This window comes from Arthrobacter sp. zg-Y750 (assembly GCF_020907365.1).
GTDB lineage: Bacteria > Actinomycetota > Actinomycetes > Actinomycetales > Micrococcaceae > Arthrobacter_B.
On record NZ_JAJJOC010000006.1, the window covers coordinates 92,284 to 114,212 of the forward strand.

At 66.2% G+C, this 21,929-nt stretch carries 21 protein-coding genes; 15 read left to right on the forward strand and 6 right to left on the reverse strand.

Features of this window, described 5'->3' with window-relative positions:
* Positions 1-146 precede the first annotated feature (146 nt).
* A complete protein-coding gene (locus LOC57_RS03380) occupies positions 147-1,013 on the forward strand; it encodes a PaaX family transcriptional regulator (RefSeq protein WP_227911866.1) in 867 nt (288 codons plus the stop codon).
* A gap of 16 nt (positions 1,014-1,029) precedes the next feature.
* Here the strand turns inward: LOC57_RS03380 and LOC57_RS03385 are convergent, their stop codons facing one another.
* A complete protein-coding gene (locus LOC57_RS03385; protein WP_227911867.1) occupies positions 1,030-1,431 on the reverse strand; it encodes a RidA family protein in 402 nt (133 codons plus the stop codon).
* A 161-nt stretch (positions 1,432-1,592) separates the two neighbouring features.
* Between LOC57_RS03385 and LOC57_RS03390 the strand changes: the two genes are divergently transcribed.
* The 5 genes from LOC57_RS03390 to LOC57_RS03410 are packed head-to-tail and all read left to right on the forward strand — an operon-like array spanning position 1,593 to position 7,930.
* The gene (locus tag LOC57_RS03390; RefSeq protein WP_229958070.1) at positions 1,593-2,450 is read left to right on the forward strand and encodes a fumarylacetoacetate hydrolase family protein; all 858 of its coding nucleotides are present in this window, start codon (positions 1,593-1,595) and stop codon (positions 2,448-2,450) included.
* A 43-nt stretch (positions 2,451-2,493) separates the two neighbouring features.
* Positions 2,494-2,964 (forward strand): cupin domain-containing protein, encoded by a 471-nt coding sequence (locus tag LOC57_RS03395; RefSeq protein ID WP_227911869.1) that lies wholly within the window; start codon positions 2,494-2,496, stop codon positions 2,962-2,964.
* Positions 2,961-3,830 (forward strand): acyl-CoA thioesterase, encoded by an 870-nt coding sequence (locus LOC57_RS03400; RefSeq protein WP_227911870.1) that lies wholly within the window; start codon positions 2,961-2,963, stop codon positions 3,828-3,830. The genes LOC57_RS03395 and LOC57_RS03400 overlap by 4 nt, the downstream gene beginning before the upstream one ends.
* 41 nt (positions 3,831-3,871) lie before the next feature.
* On the forward strand, positions 3,872-5,497 hold the full coding sequence (locus tag LOC57_RS03405) for an AMP-binding protein (RefSeq protein ID WP_229958072.1): 1,626 nt from the start codon (positions 3,872-3,874) through the stop codon (positions 5,495-5,497).
* Positions 5,498-5,533: 36 nt separating this feature from the next.
* Positions 5,534-7,930 (forward strand): bifunctional salicylyl-CoA 5-hydroxylase/oxidoreductase, encoded by a 2,397-nt coding sequence (locus LOC57_RS03410; protein WP_229958074.1) that lies wholly within the window; start codon positions 5,534-5,536, stop codon positions 7,928-7,930.
* Positions 7,931-8,063: 133 nt separating this feature from the next.
* On the opposite strand, the gene LOC57_RS03415 is transcribed toward LOC57_RS03410, so the two are convergent.
* From LOC57_RS03415 to LOC57_RS03430, 4 genes are all read right to left on the reverse strand, one after another.
* Positions 8,064-9,722 carry a thiamine pyrophosphate-binding protein gene (locus LOC57_RS03415; RefSeq protein WP_229958076.1) on the reverse strand — a complete coding sequence of 553 codons (1,659 nt, stop codon included), beginning with the start codon at positions 9,720-9,722 and terminating at the stop codon, positions 8,064-8,066.
* Between the two features lie 59 nt (positions 9,723-9,781).
* A complete protein-coding gene (locus tag LOC57_RS03420; RefSeq protein WP_227925609.1) occupies positions 9,782-11,146 on the reverse strand; it encodes an MFS transporter in 1,365 nt (454 codons plus the stop codon).
* A 163-nt stretch (positions 11,147-11,309) separates the two neighbouring features.
* Entirely contained in the window at positions 11,310-11,606 is a 297-nt protein-coding gene (locus tag LOC57_RS03425; protein WP_227911875.1) for a hypothetical protein, read from the reverse strand.
* A 68-nt stretch (positions 11,607-11,674) separates the two neighbouring features.
* Positions 11,675-12,163, reverse strand: coding sequence for a hypothetical protein (locus LOC57_RS03430; protein WP_227911876.1), 489 nt, complete (start codon positions 12,161-12,163; stop codon positions 11,675-11,677).
* Between the two features lie 177 nt (positions 12,164-12,340).
* Here LOC57_RS03430 and LOC57_RS03435 point away from each other — a divergent pair, with 177 nt between their 5' ends.
* From LOC57_RS03435 to LOC57_RS03465, 7 genes are all read left to right on the forward strand, one after another.
* Positions 12,341-13,000 carry a nucleoside/nucleotide kinase family protein gene (locus tag LOC57_RS03435; RefSeq protein WP_229958078.1) on the forward strand — a complete coding sequence of 220 codons (660 nt, stop codon included), beginning with the start codon at positions 12,341-12,343 and terminating at the stop codon, positions 12,998-13,000.
* A gap of 134 nt (positions 13,001-13,134) precedes the next feature.
* On the forward strand, positions 13,135-14,043 hold the full coding sequence (locus LOC57_RS03440; RefSeq protein ID WP_229958080.1) for an SMP-30/gluconolactonase/LRE family protein: 909 nt from the start codon (positions 13,135-13,137) through the stop codon (positions 14,041-14,043).
* Between the two features lie 218 nt (positions 14,044-14,261).
* On the forward strand, positions 14,262-15,728 hold the full coding sequence (locus LOC57_RS03445) for an amino acid permease (RefSeq protein ID WP_229958082.1): 1,467 nt from the start codon (positions 14,262-14,264) through the stop codon (positions 15,726-15,728).
* A 139-nt stretch (positions 15,729-15,867) separates the two neighbouring features.
* Positions 15,868-16,266, forward strand: coding sequence for a hypothetical protein (locus LOC57_RS03450; RefSeq protein ID WP_227911880.1), 399 nt, complete (start codon positions 15,868-15,870; stop codon positions 16,264-16,266).
* Positions 16,267-16,320: 54 nt separating this feature from the next.
* Positions 16,321-16,623, forward strand: coding sequence for a hypothetical protein (locus LOC57_RS03455; protein ID WP_227911881.1), 303 nt, complete (start codon positions 16,321-16,323; stop codon positions 16,621-16,623).
* Positions 16,624-16,662: 39 nt separating this feature from the next.
* The gene (locus tag LOC57_RS03460) at positions 16,663-17,025 is read left to right on the forward strand and encodes a DUF1622 domain-containing protein (protein ID WP_229958084.1); all 363 of its coding nucleotides are present in this window, start codon (positions 16,663-16,665) and stop codon (positions 17,023-17,025) included.
* 250 nt (positions 17,026-17,275) lie between these two features.
* Positions 17,276-18,550: an Nramp family divalent metal transporter gene (locus LOC57_RS03465; protein WP_229958086.1), complete on the forward strand. Its 1,275-nt coding sequence runs from the start codon at positions 17,276-17,278 to the stop codon at positions 18,548-18,550.
* A gap of 67 nt (positions 18,551-18,617) precedes the next feature.
* Here the strand turns inward: LOC57_RS03465 and trxB are convergent, their stop codons facing one another.
* The gene (gene trxB, locus LOC57_RS03470) at positions 18,618-19,595 is read right to left on the reverse strand and encodes a thioredoxin-disulfide reductase (protein WP_227925612.1); all 978 of its coding nucleotides are present in this window, start codon (positions 19,593-19,595) and stop codon (positions 18,618-18,620) included.
* Positions 19,596-19,841: 246 nt separating this feature from the next.
* On the opposite strand from trxB, the gene LOC57_RS03475 reads away from it, so the two are divergent.
* Positions 19,842-21,422: an HNH endonuclease signature motif containing protein gene (locus LOC57_RS03475; protein ID WP_229958088.1), complete on the forward strand. Its 1,581-nt coding sequence runs from the start codon at positions 19,842-19,844 to the stop codon at positions 21,420-21,422.
* Positions 21,423-21,461: 39 nt separating this feature from the next.
* Positions 21,462-21,905, forward strand: coding sequence for a hypothetical protein (locus LOC57_RS03480; RefSeq protein ID WP_229958089.1), 444 nt, complete (start codon positions 21,462-21,464; stop codon positions 21,903-21,905).
* Positions 21,906-21,929: the final 24 nt, after the last annotated feature.

Consider the following 21,929-nt stretch of genomic DNA (forward strand, 5'->3'; position numbering starts at 1 on the left):
CCCTCTCGGTCCAGCATTGGGTATAACGACGGCGGCGCGCGGATGATTCCCGCCGTTTGCGGCAGATTTCCGGGCCGGCAGTACATGCTGCGCTGCCCGGCGGCCGGGGGTCAAGCCGCAGGTCCGGCGCGTTGTACCATAACGGAATGATCAAGGAAGTGCCGCCTGCGGCGGAAATGCAGGAAGGCACGGTGCCCCGGCACCACCAATTGATCGTTACGCTGTTTGGCCTCTATGCCCGGACCCCGGGAGCAGGCATTCAGGTGGCCACCATCATCCGGCTTCTACAGGACGCCGGTGTCGGTCCGGCGGGGGTGCGCTCCTCCATCTCACGCTTGAAGAAGCGGGGTGTCCTGGAAAGTGTGACCGTCCAGGGCCGCAGCGGATACGCCCTGTCGTCCGGGATGCAGGACACCTTCCGCGAAGGTGACGAGAGGATTTTCCATCCCCGCCGCGCCGGCATTGAGGATCCCTGGCTGCTCGCCACCTTCACCGTCCCTGAATCCCAGCGCAATATCCGGCACAAGATCCGCAGCTCACTGGTGCGGATGGGTTTCGGATCAGTCACCCCGGGGCTATGGATTGCCCCCGGACATTTGCGTCCCTCGGTTCTGTCCTACTTCGAAAACCGCGGTATGGGCCAGTACCTGGAGTTTTTCCTCGCCGACCACGTTGGCAGCAGTGACATGCGGGCCAATGTGGCGCAGTGGTGGGACCTGCCGGCGCTCGAGCTTCAGTACGCCGAGTTCATCCGCCTCCAGCAACCGCTGCTGGAACGCTGGCTCGACGGCGGGCAGCCCGTTGCGGACCGCATGGCCCGCGCGTTCGTGGACCACTTGCTACTGCTCACCGAATGGCGCCGGCTCCCGTACCTGGACCCGGGGCTGCCGGTGGAGCTGCTCTCCAAGGACTGGAATGCGCTGGAGGCACACGACCTCTTTTCCCGGCTGCACTCCGTTCTGGGTCCGCTGGCCGAAGCGCACGCGACCGCCGTCATCGACGACGTTCCCTAGTTCCGGCTCGTCCCGGCTAGTCCCGGTCCTGGATTACGGCGACGCCCTGGATCTCGATGACCGCTTCCTTCTGCCACAGCCGGCTGACACCGATCCCGGCCATCGCCGGATACTCCGACCCCGCCATCTCACGCCAGATACGGCCAATTTCGCGGCCGTTGGCCATGTAGTCGTCCACATCCGTGAGGTAAATGGTCACGGATACCAGATCCTCGGGACGACCGCCCGCCTCGGCCAGCGTTGTCAGCACATTGCCGAAGGCCTGCCGGAACTGTGCAACCACACCGCCTTCCACAATCCGCATCTCTGCATCCAGGGCAGTCTGCCCGCCCAGATAGACCGTGTTCCCCGACAGCACGCCGTGCGCATACCCCGACGGTTTGGGCAGCGAAGAGGGGTTGATGACCTTATTCTGCATTGCGGTTTTTCCTCCTGAGCGGATCACTTTCCTGCGTGCAAATGCCTCTGTTCAAGCCATTTGCACCGTGCTACATTGAGCCTACGTGACGCCAGTCACAAAGTCGACATATTCCTCGGGACTGCTTCCACAGCCGGGGAAGACACAGGCAGGGAGAGCATATGAAGCTGGCAACCATAGCCGCCGGGGGCGGGACAAGCGCGGCCGTTGTGCTGCCGGACGGAAGCTACCTCCCCTTGGACGCACCAAACCTCAGCGCCCTGCTTCAGCAGGACCAATGGCGCGAAGAGGCAACCCGGCAGGCCGCCGCACCGGACGCCGTCGCCCGCTCCGTCCCGCGGGAAGGGACCACACTCCTCAACCCGCTCCCGGCGCCGGCCAAGGTCATTTGCTGCGGCCTGAACTACAGCGAGCACATCTTGGAAATGGGCCGGGAGCTTCCCCGGTTCCCCACACTCTTCGCGAAATTCGCGGACACCCTCACCGACCCCTTCGCGGACCTGGACATCAGCGGCAGTGAAAGCGTGGATTGGGAGGGCGAACTCGCCGTCGTGGTGGGAACCGCGCTCCGCCATGCCGACGAGGCTGAAGCAGCAGCAGGAATTGCCGGCTACACCGCGGCGAACGATATCTCCATGCGGGACTGGCAGAACCGGACACTGCAGTGGTTCCAGGGGAAGGCCTTTGACCGGAGCACGCCCCTGGGGCCGGTGCTCGTCACCGCCGACGAACTGGATCCGGAGGCCGGAGTGGAGGTCAGCTGCTACCTCAACGGCGAGCGCATGCAGCACGGCAATACGGCCAGCCTGGTCTTCAGCGCCGCCCGCCTGCTCTCCTATATTTCCACCTTCACCGAGCTGCGTCCGGGCGACATTGTCCTCACCGGGACCCCCGGCGGAGTGGGCATGGGCATGAATCCTCCCCGCTATCTGTCCGACGGCGATGTCCTCACCACCGAGGTGGGCGGGATCGGCCGGCTGGAAAACCACATCCGGGTCTCCTCCCGGGTCACCGCCTAGAGCATCCACCCACCGGCGCCCACGGTGCCAGGAAAGGAAAATCATGACCGCGTACAGCGTCGAAGGAGACAACTCCGTTTATGCCGGCCCCGACGGGCAGGTGGTGCCCGTGGTGACGCGGGCCGGGGAGGAAGACACCAACACCGCCCAGTCCGGGGACTGCGTCCGGGTCTCCGGCGTCAGCATCCAGCACACTCCGGCCACCAAAATCTGGTTCGGGCAGGTATCCAATGTGCCCGGTTACCGGTCGCTCCCGCATCACCACGGCGAAGCGGAAACCGGCGGCTATGTCCTCCGCGGCCACGGACGCATCTATTTCGGTGCGGACTACTCCGAGTACCTGGATATGAAAGCCGGAGACTGGGTCTTCGTGCCCCCCTTCATGCCCCATGTGGAGGCCAACATGTCGGTCACAGAGGAGCTCGTCTGGCTCACCGCGCGGACCCCGGAAAACATTGTGGTCAACCTGGACGACGTGCCGGACGAAACGCTGGACGGATACCGCCGCTCGTGAACTCGGACACCTTCCTGCAGGCCATCGAGCTCAAGCCCACCGTGGCGGAGATCTTTGACCAGGCCTACACCGCCATGCCCCAGTACGTTCCCTGGCCCAAGGCCTACGGCGGGGACATGGTGGCGCAGGGTGCGCTGGCCATGATGCAGTCAGCCGCCGCGGACCGCCGGCTGCACTCCATGCACAGCTACTTCCTGCGGCCGGTGGATGTGGGGATTCCGGTCCGGTACGAGGTGGAGCTCCTGCGCGACGGGCGCGGCTACTCCACGCGGCAGGTGCGGGGCTACCAGAACGGAAAGCCGGTCTACGCAGCACTCGGGTCCTTCCACGTGCCCGAAGACGGCCCGGAGTATGAGCCGGACCTGCCGGCGTCGTACGCAGGCGTGGATCCTGAGTCCCTCGCCAGCGCCGCCGACGTGCTGGACGGCCACGACGGCGACGACGCCCGCTACTGGTCGGCCGGCCGCAGCTTCGACATGCGCCATGTTCCGGGACCGCTGTACCTGGAAACCGGCAGCGGCGTCACCGCCCACCAGGCCGTGTGGGTCAAGGCTTTCTCGGAACTCCCCGATGATCCGGCGATCCAGCGTGCGGCCCTGGCCTATGTCTGTGACTACACCATCCTGGAACCCCTGCTCCGGGCCCACGGACTGGCCTGGGCAACCCCCGGGTTGACCACCGCAAGCCTGGACCACGCCATGTGGTTCCACCGTGACGGCCGGGTCGATGACTGGGTGCTCTACGCCCAGGACGCCGTTTCCTCCCAAAACAACCGGGGGCTGGCAGCGGGCCGGTTCTTCACCCGGGACGGGACCCTGCTGGCCACGGTGGCCCAGGAGGGCATGATCCGCGGTCCCCGCTCCTAACCCATCCCAGGGACACCAGCCCAGCTACGGAAAGAGGCACCATGGAACTATCCCCCTCGGCCCATCAGGACACCTTCACGCGCGACCACCTTCCGCCCGGGGAACAATGGCCGGTGCTGGAGTTCACCCTTCCCGAACTGCAGTACCCCGACCGGCTCAACGCTGCTGAAGCACTGATTGATGACACCGCTGCCGCGATGGGCGCCGACCGCACCGCGCTGCTGACCCCGGACGGTGAGCGGTGGAGCTACGGACTGCTGCTTGAGCGTTCCAACCAGGTTGCCCGGGTACTGGCCGAAGACCTTGGCGTTGTTCCGGGCAACCGGGTGATGCTGCGCGCGCCCAACAACCCGTGGCTCGTGGCCTGCTGGCTGGGCGTACTGAAGGCGGGCGCCGTTGTGGTGACCACCATGCCTGCCCTTCGTGCCGGGGAAATCGGCACACTGATGGAACTGACCCGCCCCACGGCGGTGCTCTGCGACCACCGGTTCCTGGCGGACATGAGGACCGCGGCCGGCGAGGTGCCGGTGGTCCCGGTGGGCGGCGACGACGACGGCGACCTCACCGTCCTGTCTGCAGCCAAACCCGCCAGCTTCACCAACGTGCAGACTGCCGCCGACGATGTTGCCTTGCTGGGGCCCACCTCCGGAACCACGGGCACACCCAAAATCACCATGCACTTCCACCGCGACATCCTGGCCAATGCCGACACTTTCGCGCGGCACATCCTGCAGCCGGTTGCCGATGATGTCTTCGCCGGCTCACCGCCCCTGGCCTTCACCTTCGGCCTCGGCGGACTGGTGGTTTTTCCGCTCCGGTTCGGTGCCAGCGCCCTGCTGACCGAGCGCACCACTCCGGCCCAGCTGGCCGAACTGAGCCGGCAGGCCGGTGCCACCGTGCTGTTCACCGCGCCCACCGCTTACCGGGCCATCATCAAGGAAGGGCTCGCCGATCTGCTGCGCCCGCTGCGCATGGCCGTCTCGGCCGGCGAGCATCTGCCGGAGGCAACGTGGCGGGAAGTGAAGAAGGAGACCGGTCTTGAACTGGTCAACGGAATCGGCTCCACCGAAATGCTGCACGTCTTCATTTCCGCTGCGGGCAGCGATATCCGCCCGGGTGCCACCGGACGTACCGTGCCCGGTTTCCGGGCCACCATCCTGGGACCCGACGACGAGGAAGTGGCCCCCGGGGAGATCGGGCGCCTGGCCGTCATTGGTCCCACCGGCTGCCGGTACCTGGATGACCCGCGGCAGGAAAACTATGTGGTCAACGGCTGGAACGTCACCGGGGATACCTTCCGCCAGGACGCCGACGGCTACTTCTACTACCAGGCCCGGTCCGACGACATGATTGTCTCCTCCGGCTACAACATCGGCGCCCCGGAAGTGGAGGCCGCCCTGAACCAGCACCCCGACGTACTGGAAAGCGCTGTGATCGGCCGCCCCGATCCCGAACGGGGATCCATAGTCCTCGCCTTTGTGGTGCTGCGGGAGAACGTTCCGCCGGGGGATGCGAAGGCCGTCGAACTGCAGGACTTCGTCAAACAGGTGATCGCGCCGTACAAGTATCCGCGCGCCATTTCGTTTGTCGACGAGTTGCCCCGGAACCCCAGCGGCAAGCTCCAGCATTTCAAGCTCCGCGAAATCGTTGAAACGGCCCAGGCCTAGATCCACACCGGACACCCGGTATTGAAAGGACACACCATGAAGATCGCAGTTGTCGGCGGCGGCCCCGGAGGGCTCTACTTTGCCGCATTGATGAAGCAGCTGGATCCTGCGCACGAGGTGACCGTGTGGGAGCGCAACGCCGCGAGCGACACGTTCGGGTTCGGCGTCGTGTTCTCCGACGAGACCCTTGGCGGCATCGGGAACGCGGACACCGAGATTGCCGCCGCCATGTCCCGGCGTTTTGCCCGCTGGACGGACATCGACATCCATTTCCGGGGTGAGCAGCACACCGTGGGCGGACAGGGCTTCGCCGCCATGAGCCGCAAGGAACTGCTCGAACTGCTGCAGCAGCGGTGCGGAGACCTCGGCGTCGACGTCCGGTTCTCCACGCTGGCCCCCGACGTCGCCGAGCTCAGCCGCACCCATGACCTGGTCCTCGCCGCCGACGGCCTCAATTCCGCCATCCGCGGCGCCTACGCGGATTCCTTCAAACCGTCGCTGGACCTGCGCCGTTCCAAGTACATGTGGCTGGGAACCGACCTTGTGTTCGAGGCCTTCAAGTTCTTCATCAAGGACACCGAGCACGGCGTCATGCAGATCCACGGTTACCCGTATTCGGACCAGGGCTCCACCTTTATTGTCGAAATGCATGAGGATGTATGGCGTTCGGCCGGCTTCGACGAAACTGAAGGGCAGGTGTTCCCTCCCGGCGTCAGCGACGAAGCAGCAATCGCCCGGATCACGGAAATCTTCCGGGACGAACTGCAGGGACACAGCGTTCTGTCCAACAACTCCAAGTGGCTGAACTTCACCACCGTGCGCAACGAAAACTGGCGGCACGGGAACATCGTCCTGCTTGGCGACGCCGCCCACACCGCGCATTTCTCGATCGGCTCAGGCACCAAACTCGCCATGGAGGACTCCTTGGCGCTGGCTGCCTGCCTGCACGAGCATCCCGATGTGGAGACCGCGCTGGCGGCCTATGAGGCGGAGCGGCGTCCCGTGGTCGAATCCACCCAGCGTGCCGCACAGGCTTCGCTCGAATGGTTTGAGAACATCGGCCAGTATGCGGGCCAGGATCCGGTGCAGTTCTGCTTCAACCTGCTCACCCGCAGCCGCCGCATCACCTACGACAACCTCAAGCTCCGCGACCCTGGCTTCGCCGCCCTGGCGGACAAGGCCTTCGCCGAGTCCGCCGGCGTGCAGGACGTGGCACCGGCCATGTTCCAGCCGGCCCGCATCGGCAGCCTGGAACTCAAGAACCGCATAGTGGTCTCCCCCATGGACATGTATTCGGCGGTGGACGGGCTGCCGGGGGACTTCCACCTCACCCACCTGGGCAGCAAGGCGCTGGGCGGCGCCGGACTGGTGATGACCGAGATGGTCTGCGTGTCCGACGTCGGCCGGATCACCCCGGGCTGCACCGGCCTGTACTCCGATGAGCAAGCTGCCGGCTGGCGGCGGATCGTGGACTTTGTCCACCAGCAGTCCACGGCCAAGATCGGTGCGCAGATCGGGCACTCCGGACGCAAGGGGTCCACCCGGCTCATGTGGGAGGGTATTGATGTTCCGCTGGAGGACGGCTGGGACGTGATGGGTCCGTCGGCGCTTCCCTACGGCGAGAACTGCAACGTGCCGCGGGAAATGGACCGATCCGACATGCAGCAGGTCTTGGCGGAGTTTACCGACGCGGCCCGCCGTGCTGCCGATGCCGGCTTTGATTTGCTCGAACTCCACGCCGCGCACGGATACCTTCTGTCCTCCTTCCTCTCCCCGCTCTCCAACCGGCGCACGGATGAATACGGCGGCAGCCTGGCGAACCGGCTGCGCTATCCCCTCGAAGTTTTCGACGCCGTCCGGGCGGCTTGGCCGGCCGAGCGCCCGCTCACCGTCCGACTGTCCGCCACGGATTGGGTTGAGGGCGGAAACACCGACGACGACGCCGTGGAGATCGCGCGTGCGTTCATCGCCCACGGGGCAGACGGAATCGACGTGTCCTCCGGCCAGGTCTCGAAGGAGGAAAAGCCGGCGTTCGGCCGCAGCTACCAGACACCCTTTGCGGACAAAATCCGCAACCAGGCGGCAGCTGCTTCCGGCGTGGCCGTTATCGCCGTCGGCGCTGTTTCCTCCTACGACGACGTGAATTCCATCCTGCTCGCCGGGCGCGCCGACTTCTGCGCGTTGGGCCGCACCCACCTGTACAACCCGCAGTGGACGCTGCAGGCCGCAGCGGAGCAGGACTACCGGGGGCCGGGAGCGGATTGGCCCCTGCCGTTCAAGGCCGGCCGGCGCAAGCCGCCCAGCGCCCGGACCGACGCCGTCCGGCCCCGGCTGTCGCTGCTGCGTGAACTGGAACCGGAATCCGCTGCGACGCACGTGCGGTGGACACCAAACGCCGCCCGGTCTGCGGAAGTCCTGGCTTCGGGCGTATAAACCGCCCCCTCCAAGGGAAAGGTCCCGTCTTTACAAGAGACGGGACCTTTCCCTTTGTGCTTTTGCCGGGCTCTTGGCAGGCTCTCTTTGGCCGGGCTGCTCTGGGGCTGCTTAGTGGCTGCTCAGTGACTGCTTAGTGGCTGCTGAAGGCCTCGGCGAGCCACCAGGCACCGTTGTCCGACGTGATTTTGGCGTCGATGACCAGCGGCCGGCGCGGGCCTGATGCCAGCCACTGAGTTACGGCGTCCAGGTCCTCGGCCTTTCGGACGGTGAGCCCGTCTGCACCGAAACCGCGTCCGATGGCTGCCGCGTCCGTTTCCGGGAACACCACCGTGCCCATGTCAGCATGCGGATTGTCCGCACCGAAGTGATGGACCTCTGCTCCGTAGGCGGCATCGTTGTACACAACGCAGACCAACGGCAGGTGGAGCCTCACGGCGGTTTCCAGTTCCGCCAGGGCCATGTGGAAGCCGCCGTCTCCGGTCCCGAGGACCGGGAGGCGGTCCGGGCGGGCTACAGCTGCTCCGATCGCGGTGGCCAGGCCTAAGCCAACGGACTGGAACGCCTGCGTGAAACAGAACCCGAACTCGTCCGGAACGTCGAGGAACTGGCTTGGATAGCCCATGAAATTGCCGGAGTCCACAGCAACAATCCGTTCTGCCGGCAGCAGCTCGTCTAGCCTGCGGGTCAGGACGCGCGGATCGATCCTGCCGCCGGCTGAGGAATCCACCAGCGGCTCATCCCGCCACCGGATGGAGGCGGCGATGCGCCGGCGGACGCCGTCGGTCCGGTACCCGGTGCGCGCAGCGCTCCCGCGGCTGGACAGTTCCGCGAGTACCGCCGTCGCCGTTTCGGCTGCGTCGCCCTGCACCCCCAAGGTGATCGGACGGTTGGCGCCGAGTGCTTCGTCCTCCAGATCGACCTGGACCACGGCGGTGTCGGGGCCCACAAGATGCCCGTGCCGCATGGTCCACATATTCAAGGCGCAGCCGAAACCGACCAGCAGATCCGCGTCCGTGATCAGCTCAGCCGCCAAGGGTGAGGCGAACCCGCCGGAAATGCCCAGGCTGAACGGGTCTGCGTTGAACAGCCCCTTGGCCACCGCGGAAGTAGCCACCAGGGCACCGCTGCGGCGGGCCAACGCCAGCAGTTCGTTCCGTGCCCCTCTGCCTCCCCGGCCGGCAATGATTACCGGACGCCGGGCCTTTTCCAGCAGGTCTGCGAGCGCGGCAACAGATCCTGCACCCGGCCGCACCGGATCGGGCCGCCGCAGGGCGGGGACCGGCTGCGAAGGAATTTCCGGCACTGCTTGGGCCTGTACGTCCAGGGGAAGATTCAGCACAACCGTGCGCCTGTCATTAACCGCCCGGCGATAGGCCCTGACCGTGTCCGCGACTGCGGTCCGGGCAGAGTGGATCCGTTCGGGAACGGCCAGGACGGACCGGGCGAAGCTGTCCTGATCCATGCTGAAGTTTGAGTTCACGGACGCGGACGGGGCCTCGGCAGCCAGCACGATCACCGGTGTCCGGGACTTGGCCGCCTCGCCTATTCCTGTTGCCGCGTTTGTCAGCCCGCACCCCTGGTGCACCGAGACGAGGCCCACCCGGCCGGACATGCGGGCATAGGCATCGGCCATGGTGGCAGCGCCGCCCTCATGCCGTGCGGCGGTAAACGCTACTCCGTGCTCGCGCAGAGAATTTGTCAGGGTGAAGTTTCCCGACCCCACCACGCCGAAGCAGTGCCCGGCACCCAGTTCCGCCAAGGTCCGGCCCACCAGCTGCGCTACGTTCATGCAGGTCCTCCGCAGACAGGGTTGGTGCCCGGCACGCGGCCGGGCACCAACCGTAGGTTTTATTTGGTGGAACCGGCCGCAGGGGAGGCAGCCGGTACGGCAGTATCCGCAGCCAGGCCGTCCAACTGGGGAACCCGCTTGGGGATCATGGCGACCGCGCCGGCGGCAACCAGGCCGATGACGGCAAAGACGGCAAAGTTCCATTCGAAGGGAACTCCGGCACCGGCGATCCAGCCGCCGATGATTGGACCGCTGATGGCACCGATCCGCGCGAAGCTGAGCGCCCAGCCCGTGGCCGTGGCTCGGGTGGCCGCCGGGTAGTAGTCCGCAATATAGCCGGTGAGGACCAAGGACGTGGAGATCGATCCAATGCCCGCGAAGGCAACGAAGGCCAGGTTCACAACCATGGAGTTGGGGAACATCAGCAGGAGGATTCCCGCTGCACCGAGGATGTAGAAGACCACCAGGATGCGCTTTTGCCCCACCCGGTCTGCGGCGTATCCAAGGACCAGGCCACCGATGGCGGAGGCCAGGCTGAAGACCAGAAGGAAGGTCAGCGAGGATCCCAGGTCATAGCCGGCCTTGCGCATGATCTGCGGCAGCCAGGTGTTGAGGCCGTAGACCAGGACCATGCCGCAGAACAGCGAGATCCAGAAGAAGACCGTGGACCGGAGGAACCGCTTGGAGAACATGGTGGCCATGACTTCGCGCCAGGGAATTGCCGCCGTCCCGCGGGCAGGCGGTGCGGGGTTGTAGTTGGGGATGTTCTGGCGTGCGGCGAGGGCTTTGGCCTGCGTGATCCGGCCCTTGGAGACGAGGTACTCCAGCGATTCGGGCAGCAGGTAGGCCACTACGGGCAGGATGACCACCGGGAGCGCCCCCACGGCAATGACTGCCCGCCAGCCGAATGCCGGCAGCAGGGCCATGGCGACCAGTGCCGAGGCAACAATGCCCAGCGAGTAGCCCGAGTACATCAAGCCGTAGTTGAAAGAGCGCTTCTTCGGTGCGGAGTACTCGATGGTCAGCGCGGCGGCCACCGGGATGACGCCGCCCATGCCGAGTCCGCCCAGGAAGCGGAAGAGGCCGAACATTTCCGGGGTGGGGGCCATCGCGGCGCCCGCCTGCGTCACGGTGAAGATCAGCATGGAAAGCAGCAGCATTTTCTTGCGGCCAATGATGTCGCTGAGGGTGCCGATAAACAGGGCGCCAAAGAGCATGCCTACCAGTGCGTAAGCGCCCAGCCCGCCCAGTTCAAGGGGTGAGAGGTCCCATTCCTTGTATTCCGCGAGTGCGGGAAGCACGGCGCCGAGGACGCCGACGTCGTATCCCTCGGCCAGGATTGCCAGCCAGCAGGCAAACAGCACCAGGCCCGTGGTGCGGCGGGGAATGTTCCATTCAGTCGATGATGGTGCCTGTGTAGCCACGGTGCTCCTTGCGTTGCAGTGCTTGGACGCTCCATTATTGACAGACTATGACGATCGTCACAATAGATAAATAGAATTACTTTCTGCCGCTGCCGCCACACACAGATAGGGCCGGACAGGTATTCCTGTCCGGCCCTATCTGTACTTGTGTTTTTCGCTGCGGCTAGCGCTTCCGGCCGAAGACCAGCGAAGCCAGGGCGACGGCCCCGGTTACGGTGAAGACGGACGGCCAGGCGCCCATCTTCTTGGCCAGCGGGTGGGACAGGCCGAAGGCGGCAACGTAGCCGGTGGTGAGTGCGGCAGCGGTGCCCGTGCCGGCGTCGCGCTTCCACAGGGCGAAGGCGGCGGCGCCCGCCGCGGCGAGGACGGCTCCGCCGAGCTGGCGGTTCCCGGTATCACGGGCGGTCTTGTAGCCGCCGATCAGGCCGGCGCTGGTAATCAAGGGGGTCAGCAGGGACAACGTATTTCTCCTCGGATAGGCAACATCCCCAGCTTAGGCCGGGACGGGTGCGGCCCGCACGCCTCGGGTCAGTGGCTGGTGGTGCCCTGCCGGGATTCCAGGATCGGGGCGATCCAGGCGTCTGAGACAAGCCCGGTGGCCCAGGCGTAGACGGCTTTGTGCCACACATCCACGGCCGTTTCGGGCAGCGGCCAGGAGGTGGGCGGCGCGCCGATGCCGGTGGCGTTTTCCAGTGTCTGGTCCGTTGCCAGACGCACCACGGTGAACGTGGTGTTGGCCACCGGACCGCGGATGCCCGTCACCGACCAGATGCCGCGCAGTCCGCCGAGCACGGCGCCGGTTCCCCAGTGCATCGCGTGGTTCCATATCGGCGGCTGCGCGTCCGGAGCCGGGTGCCTGCCCAGCATGCTCAGCAGGGTCCGGCCCGGCACGTAGGAGTTGGGCCGGCGGGTCAGTGCCTGTTCGGCCTTTTCGCCTGCGGTCATCACGGCCACCCCGGCCAAACCTGCGACGGCGCCCTGCGCGGCGGCCTTCAAAAGCGTACGTCCACGGCCCACGGCCGCCTCCTAGGCAGGTTTTCCCTTGGGTTTTCTCCTGGGCACACAGCGTAGGAGAAGTCACGGCCAATGTCCCGGGTGGACCGGCATCGCCGCCATAGACTGGGCCGAACCGGAACCTGCATGAAGAAAAGACCTGTCCGGAGCAGACCGGGACGGAGGAGGAGCGGAAGGACCGTGTCCAGTGCTACCGCCCTGACCGAGTTGAAAACGCGGCTCCTAACGTTGGCCGGGACCACGGACGGGCCCGTGATCGTCGGCATCACCGGTGCGCCCGGAGCGGGAAAAACCACCCTGGTGGAAGCACTGGTCCAAGCCCTGAATCCGGAGGACCAACCCCTGGAATCGCGCCGCTTTGCCCATGTGCCCATGGACGGCTTCCACCTCTCCGACCGGGAACTGACCCGCCTGGGCCTGCTGCAGCGCAAAGGCGCACCGGAAACCTTCGACGCCGGCGGGTACGCCGCACTGCTGGAGCGGCTGACCGCCCCGCGCACCGCCGTCGTCTACGCCCCGGGGTTTGAACGGACCCTGGAGCAGCCGCTGGCCGGGGACATCCCGGTGTTCCCCGCCGCACGCGTCATCCTCACCGAGGGCAACTACCTGCTGCTGGACCGGCCGGAATGGCGGCAGGTCCGTTCCCACTGCACTGAGGTTTGGTTCTGCGAACCCGAGGAGGAACTGCGGATGGAACGCCTGGTGGAACGGCACATCCGTTTCGGCAAGGACCCGGTGACGGCAGCAGCGTGGGTGCAGGACGTGGACCAGCCCAACGCGGACCTGGTGCGCACTTTTCGGCAGCACGCCGACCTCCTGATCCACGGTTGGGTCGCCTAGCCTTGCGCGCGCTTCGCAACCCCGGAGCACATCCGCGGTGCTGCCCGGCTTGGGACCGGCGGCCGCCTCGCGTATAAAAGGACGCAGACCGCACACGCTTGGGCCCGCAGGGGGCTGCGAAAAGGAGACAACGCATGGACGCACTGCTGGAAGACGGAGCCGAGCTGGAGCAGGTGGGCACCGGGGCGGTCTGGGCCGAAGGACCAACCTGGGTTCCGCAGCGCAATGCTGTCCGGTACAGCGACGTGCGGTCCAACCGAATCCTGGAATACAGCGAAACCACGGGCGAGCTCAGCGTGTACGGCCGGGATGTGGAATTCACCAACGGCCGCGCACTCGACGCCGACGGCTCCGTGGTCCAGTGCTCGCACGGACGCCGGGCCATTGAGCGCGATACCAACGGCACCGTTCAGACCTTGGTGGACCGCTTCGGCGAGGTGCGCTTCAACTCCCCCAACGACGTCGTGGTCAAGTCCGACGGCACCGTCTGGTTCTCGGATCCCTCCTACGGCATCGACAATCCGGCGGAAGGCCACGGCGGAGAGCTGGAATACGGGGACCGGTACGTGTTCCGCTTCGATCCGGCCAGCGGGGAACTGACCGCAGTCATCACGGACATCATGGCGCCCAACGGCCTGGCGTTCTCGCCGGATGAGTCCGTCCTGTACGTTTCGGATACCGCCGAGGAAACCGTCTCCCCCGCCGGGCCGGCGCAGCCTGCGGGCAACCCCATCCGCGCCTACGACGTCGTCGACGGGCGGCAGGCGAAAAACGGCCGCGTCTTCGTGCGGGTGGCCCCGGGCGTGCCGGATGGTTTCCGGGTGGATACCGACGGCAATCTCTGGTCTTCCGGCGGCGACGGGGTGCGGGTCTTCTCCCCTGCAGGGGAAGTGCTCCTGCACATTCCGGTGCCGGAAACGGTCAGCAACGTCTGCTTCGGCGGCGCCGACGGCCGCACGCTGTACATGACCGCGACGTCGAGCCTCTACCGGATCCGGACCACTGCCAGCGACGCCGCCGCGGCCCTGCGCGGCCAGCGCTAGGCGGCCCGCGCTAGGCGGCCCGTCCGATCCGGTCTTCCGGCTCCCGGGCCCGCAACGCCTGCGGGCCCTGCTGCCTGCCCGTTTCCCGGCGGTGCCCGCGCCGGTTGAACAGATAACGGCGCAGGGGTACCCGGATGGCAGTGCAGGGGTCCATACTTCTGCCCTAGCGGGTGCCCGGCACCCGGTCCCGGCACTGCCGCGTACGGAACGGAGCAGATATGTCCACAGTTGCGGGCCGCGGAGGTTCCGTCCTCCGCCGCAAGCCCATCGAAGAGATCGACGACGAGAAGACCGGCAACAAGCTGTTCAAAAGCCTGGGCCTGTGGCAACTGACCGCCATCGGGGTGGGCGGGATTATCGGCATCGGCATTTTCACCCTCGCCGGCCTGGTGGCCAACGGTGGACCGGACGCTGCCCCGGTGGGTCCGGCCGTGCTGATTTCCTTCCTCGTCGCCGGTCTGGCCAGTGCGGCTGCCGCGCTTTCCTACGCTGAGTTCGCCGGCATGGTGCCGCGGGCCGGGTCCGCTTACACCTACGGGTACGTGGCTTTGGGGGAGCTGATCGGCTGGTTCATCGGCTGGGATTTGCTCCTGGAGTACACGGCCATCGTGGCGGTGGTCGCCATTGGTATTTCCGGGTACTTCACCGAGTTCCTGGCGGGCTTCGGTATCGACATGCCGGTGTGGATGCAGGGGACCGGTGACACCGTGGAGGGCGGGCTGATCAACCTGCCCGCCGCCGTCGTCTGCTTGTTCATCACCTTCATCCTGAGCCGCGGCACCAAGACCTTCGGCAGGTTCGAGCTGGTTGCCGTGGGGTTGAAGGTGCTGCTGATCCTGTTCATCGTCGGTCTTGGTTTCTTCTTCATCAACACGGACAACTACACGCCCTTCCTGCCCAGCGGATTCGGCGCCGTGTTCACCGGTGCCGCCACTGTGTTCTTCGCCGTTTTCGGCTACGACGCCATGAGCACTGCAGCAGAGGAAGCCAAGGACGGCAAAAAACACATGCCCAAGGCCATCCTGCTGTCCCTGGGCGTGGCCATGGTCCTGTACATCCTGGCCACCCTGGTGCTCACCGGGATGCAGAATTACGGGGACATCAGCCCAACGGCCGGGTTCGCGTCGGCCTTCCAGTCCGTGGGGCTGCCGGTCATTGCCACCGTCATTTCGGCTTTCGCGGTGCTCTCCATCCTGACCGTGATGCTCACGTTCCTGCTGGGCGTCACCCGGGTGTGGTTCTCCATGAGCCGGGACGGGCTGCTGCCGGGCTGGTTCGCCGGCACCGACCGGCGCGGCACTCCGCAGCGGGTTACCTGGATTGCCGGCGGCGCCTCGGCCCTGCTCGCCGGGTTCTTCCCCATCCGCGCCGTGGCCGACCTGACGAACATCGGCATCCTGGCCGCCTTTGTGGTGGTGAGTGTTGCCGTGATTGTGCTCCGCTACCGCCAGCCGGACGCCCCGCGGGAATTCCGGCTGCCGCTGATGCCGTGGATCCCGGCATTCGGGGTCTTGTCCTCCGGCTTCCTGATGCTGCAGCTGCACTGGGAAACCTGGCTGCGGTTCGCCATTTGGCTGGTGATCGGCATGGCCGTGTACGGGTTCTACGGCTACCGCCACTCCCTGCTGAACCCCAACAGTCCGCGGCATTCCCAGCTGCGGGCTGATCCCCAGCCGGGAAGCTGAGCCGGCGGGAAGCGCCCCTGTGGCCTCGGCGGTAAAAGCCCATCTCCCAATTCGGCCAAAAACGGCTATTATCTGCATAGGTCCAGATAGGGACCTTTAGTTGGGGAGAAAAACCAAAATGGGCAGTCAGTCTCAGGCCATGCCTTCCACCCGGAAGCGGTCGGCCATGCTCTACCGCCGGGCGCGCAGCGGTCTTGTACTGATCGGCGTCTTCTGGCTGTGGATGCTGTTCGGGGCTGCTGACCTGGTCGGCGCCCTGTTCGGTTCCCCCGTGCATGCCGCCCTGGCCGTCTTCGCGCTCGGCGCCCTCACCCTGATTTCGCTGCTTTTCCTGCCGATTTGCGTTGCCTACCTGGTGCTGAACCGGTCTGCCATGAAGGCCCCCGGGAAGCCGGCGAACGCCGCCGAGCGGCACGAGGGCACCGCACCCGCTGCAGGCCTTGCACCCGTGATCCGCATGATGCCCCGCCGAGCTGCTGAACGCGGCGCGGAGCTCACCGGCCGTGCTGCTGCGAAATGGCGGGACCTGGCTTCCTAGCCGTCTCTCCCCCGCACCGGCAGAAATGTCAGTGCCACTTGCCATGGTTTATCCATGAGCTCCTCCGCCGGCACCTCCGCCCTCTCCGCTGTTCCCACCACACCTGTCACCCACGCCCATTACCGCCGGGAACCGTACGTTCGGTGCACCACCCGCGGCGGCGGAACCGTGGACGGCAAGGCCGTGGCCTGGACCCGCACCCAGGTGCTCCTGCACTGGATTGACGACGACGGCGTGGCCCACAACCGCTGGGTACCGGCACCGGCGGTGCAGCGCATTCCCCGCGACGACTCCGCCTGGCGGGATCCGTACGACGATTTCCGTTTTTACTACAGCCCCTCCCCCGCAGCCGCCTGACCCTTGACGCAGGCGCTCCGGGAGGAGCTGATAGTTGGAATGGATTTCAAGCACTTTATCGAGACGGTCGGGGAGCTGGTGGACCTGGCCGGGGTTGCCGCCATAGTGCTGGGAGCCATTGCCGCAAGCGTTGCCGCCGTCGTCACCTTGGCTCAAAGGAAGCCCCGGGTCTACGCGGATTACCGGCAGCGGCTGGGCCGCAGCATCCTGCTGGGACTGGAACTCCTCGTCGCTGCGGACATCATCCGCACCGTAGCCGTGACCCCCACGTTTGAATCACTGGGAGTGCTGGCGGTCATTGTGCTGATCCGGACCTTTCTGAGTTATTCGCTGCAGCTGGAGGTCACGGGATATCTGCCGTGGAAGCGCCCGCCCGGCGAATTATCGAATGTCTGCGAATAGTCCACCGAAACAGTTCCGTCCTTTCAGTCCGCAGGCCAGCAAGGGCCCCTTCGGTCTCGCCAACCAGCCCGGTCAGCAGGCCTACGCGCCCCAGCCCTAAGCGCCCCGGGCATCCGGTGCGCCCAAAGCACTCCTGAACCGATCCAAGGCCACCTGGTTAGTCAGCGTCCGGAACACCAATCCACCCGGTGCCAAGGCATACCTGGAAAAATTGTTAGGCGCACCGAACTTTGAGTGTTAGGTTGCTGTCATGGCTCGTACAGTCCCTTCCCCAGAGACCGTTGTGCCGGACCCCGGCACCCGCTCGGCAGGACGGCCGCGCAATATCCTGTGGCTGCTCGGGCCCGCGCTCGTAGCCGGTGTGGCCTATCTGGACCCGGGCAATGTTGCCAGCAACATGACCGCTGGGGCCCGGTTCGGCTACCTGTTGGTCTGGGTGGTGGTAGTCGGCAACATCATGGCCTGGCTCATCCAGTACCTTTCCGCCAAGCTGGGCCTGGTCACGGGCCGCAGCCTGCCGGAACTGCTTGGTGAGCGGATCGGCCGGAAGCCCGCCCGCCGGCTGTACTGGCTGCAGGCCGAGCTGGTGGCCATGGCAACCGACGTGGCGGAGGTAATCGGCGGCGCCGTCGCCCTCTGGCTGCTCTTTGACTTGCCGTTGTTCCTGGGCGGACTGATTACCGGCATCATTTCGATTGTGGTGCTGCAGCTGCAGAACAGCGGCCGCCAGCGCGGCTTCGAATACGTCATTGTCACCCTGATGGCGGTGATCGTGGTGGGGTTCACGGTAGGGGTGTTCGTCAGCCCGCCGGACGCTGGCGGGGTGGCCGAAGGCCTGGTCCCGCGTTTTGAAGGCAGCGAATCGGTGCTGCTGGCAGCTTCCATCCTGGGCGCCACCGTAATGCCGCACGCCATCTACGCACACTCGGCCCTGACCCGCGACCGGTTCCCCGGACGCACTGACACGCTGACCACCCCGCGGCTGATCAAGGCCACCAAGGTGGACGTCACCATTGCCCTGGCGGTGGCAGGGTCAGTGAACCTGGCCATCCTGCTGCTGGCCGCCAGCTCCCTGCAGGGAGTGGACGGGACCGACACGCTGCAGGGCGCGCATGCCGCCATTGCCGGGTCCCTGGGCGGAGTGGTGGCCACACTGTTCGCCGTGGGGCTGCTCGCGTCCGGGCTGGCGTCGACGTCGGTGGGCGCCTACGCGGGAGCGGAGATCATGCAGGGGCTGCTGAAAATCCGCATCCCGATGCTCTTGCGCCGCCTGATCACGCTGATTCCGGCCCTGGCGATCCTCGCCGTCGGCATCGATCCCACCTGGGCCCTGATCCTCAGCCAGGTCATCCTCTCCTTCGGCATCCCGTTTGCCCTGATACCGCTGGTCTGGCTGACCGCGCAGCAGGCGGTGATGGGTGTGCACCGCAACCACTGGTGGACCACGGCACTGGGCGTGCTGGTCTCACTGCTGCTGGTCACACTGAACATCACGCTGCTGGTGCTGACCTTTACCGGCGCCTGAGCTGAGGAGGGGCTCGGCCCGGTACGTCCGGACTCCGGTACGTCCGGACAGGGCTCGGCCCGCATGCCTAGCCCTGCAGGGAGCCTTCCACCAGTGCGGTGGCAATGCTGTCCGCATCTTCCACTGCTGCCAGGTACCGCTCGGCGTCGAGCGCCGCCGAGCAGCCGGTGCCGGCCGCGGTGATCGCCTGCCGGTACCGGTGGTCCACCGCGTCGCCGCACGCGAACACACCGTCGAGGTTGGTCTGCGTGGTGGGGGCGGCCACCCGGATGTAGCCGTTTTCGTCCAGGTCCACCTGCCCGGCCAGCAGATCGGTGCGCGGCGCGTGGCCAATGGCCACGAAGATCCCGGTAGCCGGCACCTCCCGCGTGCTCCCCGTGACGGTGTCCGTCAGCGTCACTCCGGTGACTTTGTCCGTGCCGTGGATGGCGGTGACCTCGCTGTTGAACTCGAAGCGGATCTTGCCGTGGTCGCGGGCGCGCTGGGCCATGATCCGCGAGGCACGCAGGGCATCGCGGCGTACGACGACGGTCACCGACTCCCCGAACCGGGTCAGGAACAGTGCCTCCTCCATGGCCGAATCCCCGCCGCCCACCACCACAATGGGCTGGTTCCGGAAGAAGAAGCCGTCGCATGTGGCGCACCAGGAAATGCCCCGCCCGTTGAGCTGTTTCTCCTCGGGCAGTCCCAGCTCCTTGTATACGGAACCGGTGGCGAGGATGACGCTGCGGGCCTTGTAGGTTTTCCCGCCTCCAGTGGCCACCCGTTTGGTGTGGCCGGCCAGCTCGACCGAGACGACGTCGTCGTACTCCACCACCGCACCGAACTTCTCCGCCTGCCGGCGCAGGTTTTCCATCAGGTCCGGGCCTTGGATGCCGTCGGTGAAGCCGGGAAAATTCTCCACCTCGGTAGTATTCATCAGCGCCCCGCCAGCGGTGACCGAGCCGGCCAGGATGCGCGGCTTCAGCCCGGCCCTCGCCGCGTAAATCCCGGCCGTGTACCCGGCGGGTCCGGAGCCGATGATGAGGACGGAGTCGGTGGCCATGGGGTGTCCCTTCACTGCGGCGTCGCGGGTTTCTTCAAGTCTGGCGGGGAACCGGTTAGGGTCGGAACCCCGGCCGCATATTCGCGCTGCCGGATCAGGCAAAGGAGCCGGCGGCGGCGGCAAGGACGGCGGCAGGGGAAGGTAAGTAGCCTGGTCCTCAAGACAGGTATTTCTGGTGTGAGCATGCACCCCTTTTTCGCCTGTTTTGGCCCCGGAAATGTCAGTGCCGGGTGAAATCCTTGGGGCATGGATCAGCTCGGGAACACCGAACGGATAACCGAAGAAGCAGGGTCTGAACACCAGTCGGCTAAAGGCCAGGCTGGTACCAAGGATGCGTCAGGTGCGGGGTGCACGCTCGCTGTGTTCCAGGCGGGTGCCGGTACCGTCGACGGCGGCTCCCGGTCCGGCGATTCTGCCGCAGGCGCGGATGCTGCCACCGCCTTTCCGGACGGCTTCAGCGGGGTGCTGGCCCTGCAGAACCTTGAATCCTTTGACGAACAGACCACCTGCGATGTTTTGGCCCGCGTGGTCCATCTGGTTCGGTGGACGCAGGCACAGGAGGCCCGCCTGATCCACCATATGGAGGAACTCTTCCGGTCCGGTCTCTGCAAGGATTTGGGCCGGGAAGAAGCCGGGCTCGCGTTCAGCCTTGCAGCTTCGGAATGCGCAGCTATTTTGAACGTCCCGCAGACCACCGCGCAGGGGATGATGTTCGAAGCGGACAGGCTCTGCGGCGTCCATACCGCCACCCTGGCCGGATTGGAAGACGGACGCTTCAGCTACGGGCACGCTCAAGTGGTGCTCGACCAGTGTGAGAACATTCCGGCGTCGGAGCTTCCCGGGTTCGAGTCCGAACTGCTGGGCAAGGCAGAAGGCGTAACGAGGAGCCAGTTCTGTGCCAAGGCCAGGCGGCTAAGGGAACGCAAATACCCGGAGACCGTGCCCGAACGGCATCTGACTGCCTTCGATAAGCGGCGCGTTGTCCTGGACCGGGACGAGGACGGCATGTCGTGGCTGTCGGCGCATTTGCGGGCCGCGGAAGCCCAGCAGATCTACACGGCCTTGAGCGCTGCAGCCCGAGGCGAACAGGCCGCAGGAGACTCCCGTTCCACGGACCAGCTGCGCGCCGATGTCCTGGCCCAGCTGCTCATGGGTAGTCTCGGTTCAGCCCCGTCAGGTGCACGAAGCGGAGCGGGCGCCGAAGCAGGCGGTCGAGCAGCCGGCGGAGCAGGCGGTCGAGCAGGCGGTCGAGCAGCCGGCGGAGCGGGTAGTGGACCTGCCGATGCCGATCCCGACGCCTCAACGGTCCTGCCGCGGGCGGAAATCATGGTCCTGATCAACGCTGAAACCCTCTTCGGCGCCAACGAGGAGCCGGCTGAGCTCCACGGCTACGGTCCGATCAGCGCCGAAGAAGCCCGCCGACTGGCCCGCAACGCGGTGGGGTGGACGGGTCTGGCCCAGGATCCGAAGACCGGTGAAATCCTCGGCGTGGGCAGGCGCCGGAAAGTCCCCGCCGGACTGGCCCGCTGGCTGCGCGCCCGCGACGGGACCTGCCGGTTCCCGGGTTGCAGGGTCAGCACCGCCGTCACGGAAATCGACCACACCACCGACTGGGCGGCAGGCGGTCCCACCGAGCACGGCAACCTTGAACACCTGTGCCGCCGGCATCACCGCTTCAAGACCCTGGGCTATTGGAAAGCCCACCAGCCAACACCGGGTGTGATCGAGTGGACCTCACCGGCCGGACGCACCTACCGCACTGATCCTTTCCTGGAAACCGAACGCCCCACCGCTGACCATCCAAGTGCGGAGCCTGCACCGTTCTGAGCCTGCGGGTTTCTGACTGGAGTCGGTTAGGCTTCCCGGATGACATCGTGGGCAGAAATCACAGACGCCGTGGGGGTAGCCCTGAGCGGGGACCGGGCCGAGGGCAAACGCCGTCTCCTCGAGTGCTGGGAGGGTACGGTTCCGGGCGAGCACGCCCACCGCTGCGTCCTGGCGCATTATCTGGCGGACACGGAAATTGACCTTGCCGCGGAAATCGCCTGGGACGAGGCCGCCTTGGCCGAGCATGCGGGCGTCAAGGACGAGGACCTGGTGCCGCTCGGTATCCCCTCGGCCCGCGGGTTTGCACCCTCACTGCATCTGAACCTCGGGGATGGCTATCTCCGCCGCGGCGAGCCTGAACCGGCACACCGCCACCTTGTCCTGGGACTCGCCTCCGCAGAGGTGCTGGGCAACGACGGCTATGGCTCGATGATCCGTGCAGGCTTGGAAAACTTGGCCCTGCGGATCGAGGCAGCCCGCTGACGGACGCGCCGAACGGATCCGTCA

Bases quoted from the DNA above. Each gene is read 5' to 3' on its own strand.
- LOC57_RS03460 (WP_229958084.1), top strand. From the start codon at position 16,663: ATGGATTTCAAGCACTTTATCGAGACGGTCGGGGAGCTGGTGGACCTG.
- LOC57_RS03480 (WP_229958089.1), top strand. From the start codon at position 21,462: ATGACATCGTGGGCAGAAATCACAGACGCCGTGGGGGTAGCCCTGAGC.
- LOC57_RS03390 (WP_229958070.1), top strand. From the start codon at position 1,593: ATGAAGCTGGCAACCATAGCCGCCGGGGGCGGGACAAGCGCGGCCGTT.
- LOC57_RS03445 (WP_229958082.1), top strand. From the start codon at position 14,262: ATGTCCACAGTTGCGGGCCGCGGAGGTTCCGTCCTCCGCCGCAAGCCC.
- LOC57_RS03415 (WP_229958076.1), bottom strand. From the start codon at position 9,722: ATGAACGTAGCGCAGCTGGTGGGCCGGACCTTGGCGGAACTGGGTGCC.
- LOC57_RS03455 (WP_227911881.1), top strand. From the start codon at position 16,321: ATGAGCTCCTCCGCCGGCACCTCCGCCCTCTCCGCTGTTCCCACCACA.
- LOC57_RS03410 (WP_229958074.1), top strand. From the start codon at position 5,534: ATGAAGATCGCAGTTGTCGGCGGCGGCCCCGGAGGGCTCTACTTTGCC.
- LOC57_RS03450 (WP_227911880.1), top strand. From the start codon at position 15,868: ATGCCTTCCACCCGGAAGCGGTCGGCCATGCTCTACCGCCGGGCGCGC.
- LOC57_RS03395 (WP_227911869.1), top strand. From the start codon at position 2,494: ATGACCGCGTACAGCGTCGAAGGAGACAACTCCGTTTATGCCGGCCCC.
- LOC57_RS03405 (WP_229958072.1), top strand. From the start codon at position 3,872: ATGGAACTATCCCCCTCGGCCCATCAGGACACCTTCACGCGCGACCAC.
- LOC57_RS03440 (WP_229958080.1), top strand. From the start codon at position 13,135: ATGGACGCACTGCTGGAAGACGGAGCCGAGCTGGAGCAGGTGGGCACC.
- trxB (WP_227925612.1), bottom strand. From the start codon at position 19,595: ATGGCCACCGACTCCGTCCTCATCATCGGCTCCGGACCCGCCGGGTAC.
- LOC57_RS03465 (WP_229958086.1), top strand. From the start codon at position 17,276: ATGGCTCGTACAGTCCCTTCCCCAGAGACCGTTGTGCCGGACCCCGGC.
- LOC57_RS03475 (WP_229958088.1), top strand. From the start codon at position 19,842: ATGGATCAGCTCGGGAACACCGAACGGATAACCGAAGAAGCAGGGTCT.
- LOC57_RS03380 (WP_227911866.1), top strand. From the start codon at position 147: ATGATCAAGGAAGTGCCGCCTGCGGCGGAAATGCAGGAAGGCACGGTG.
- LOC57_RS03385 (WP_227911867.1), bottom strand. From the start codon at position 1,431: ATGCAGAATAAGGTCATCAACCCCTCTTCGCTGCCCAAACCGTCGGGG.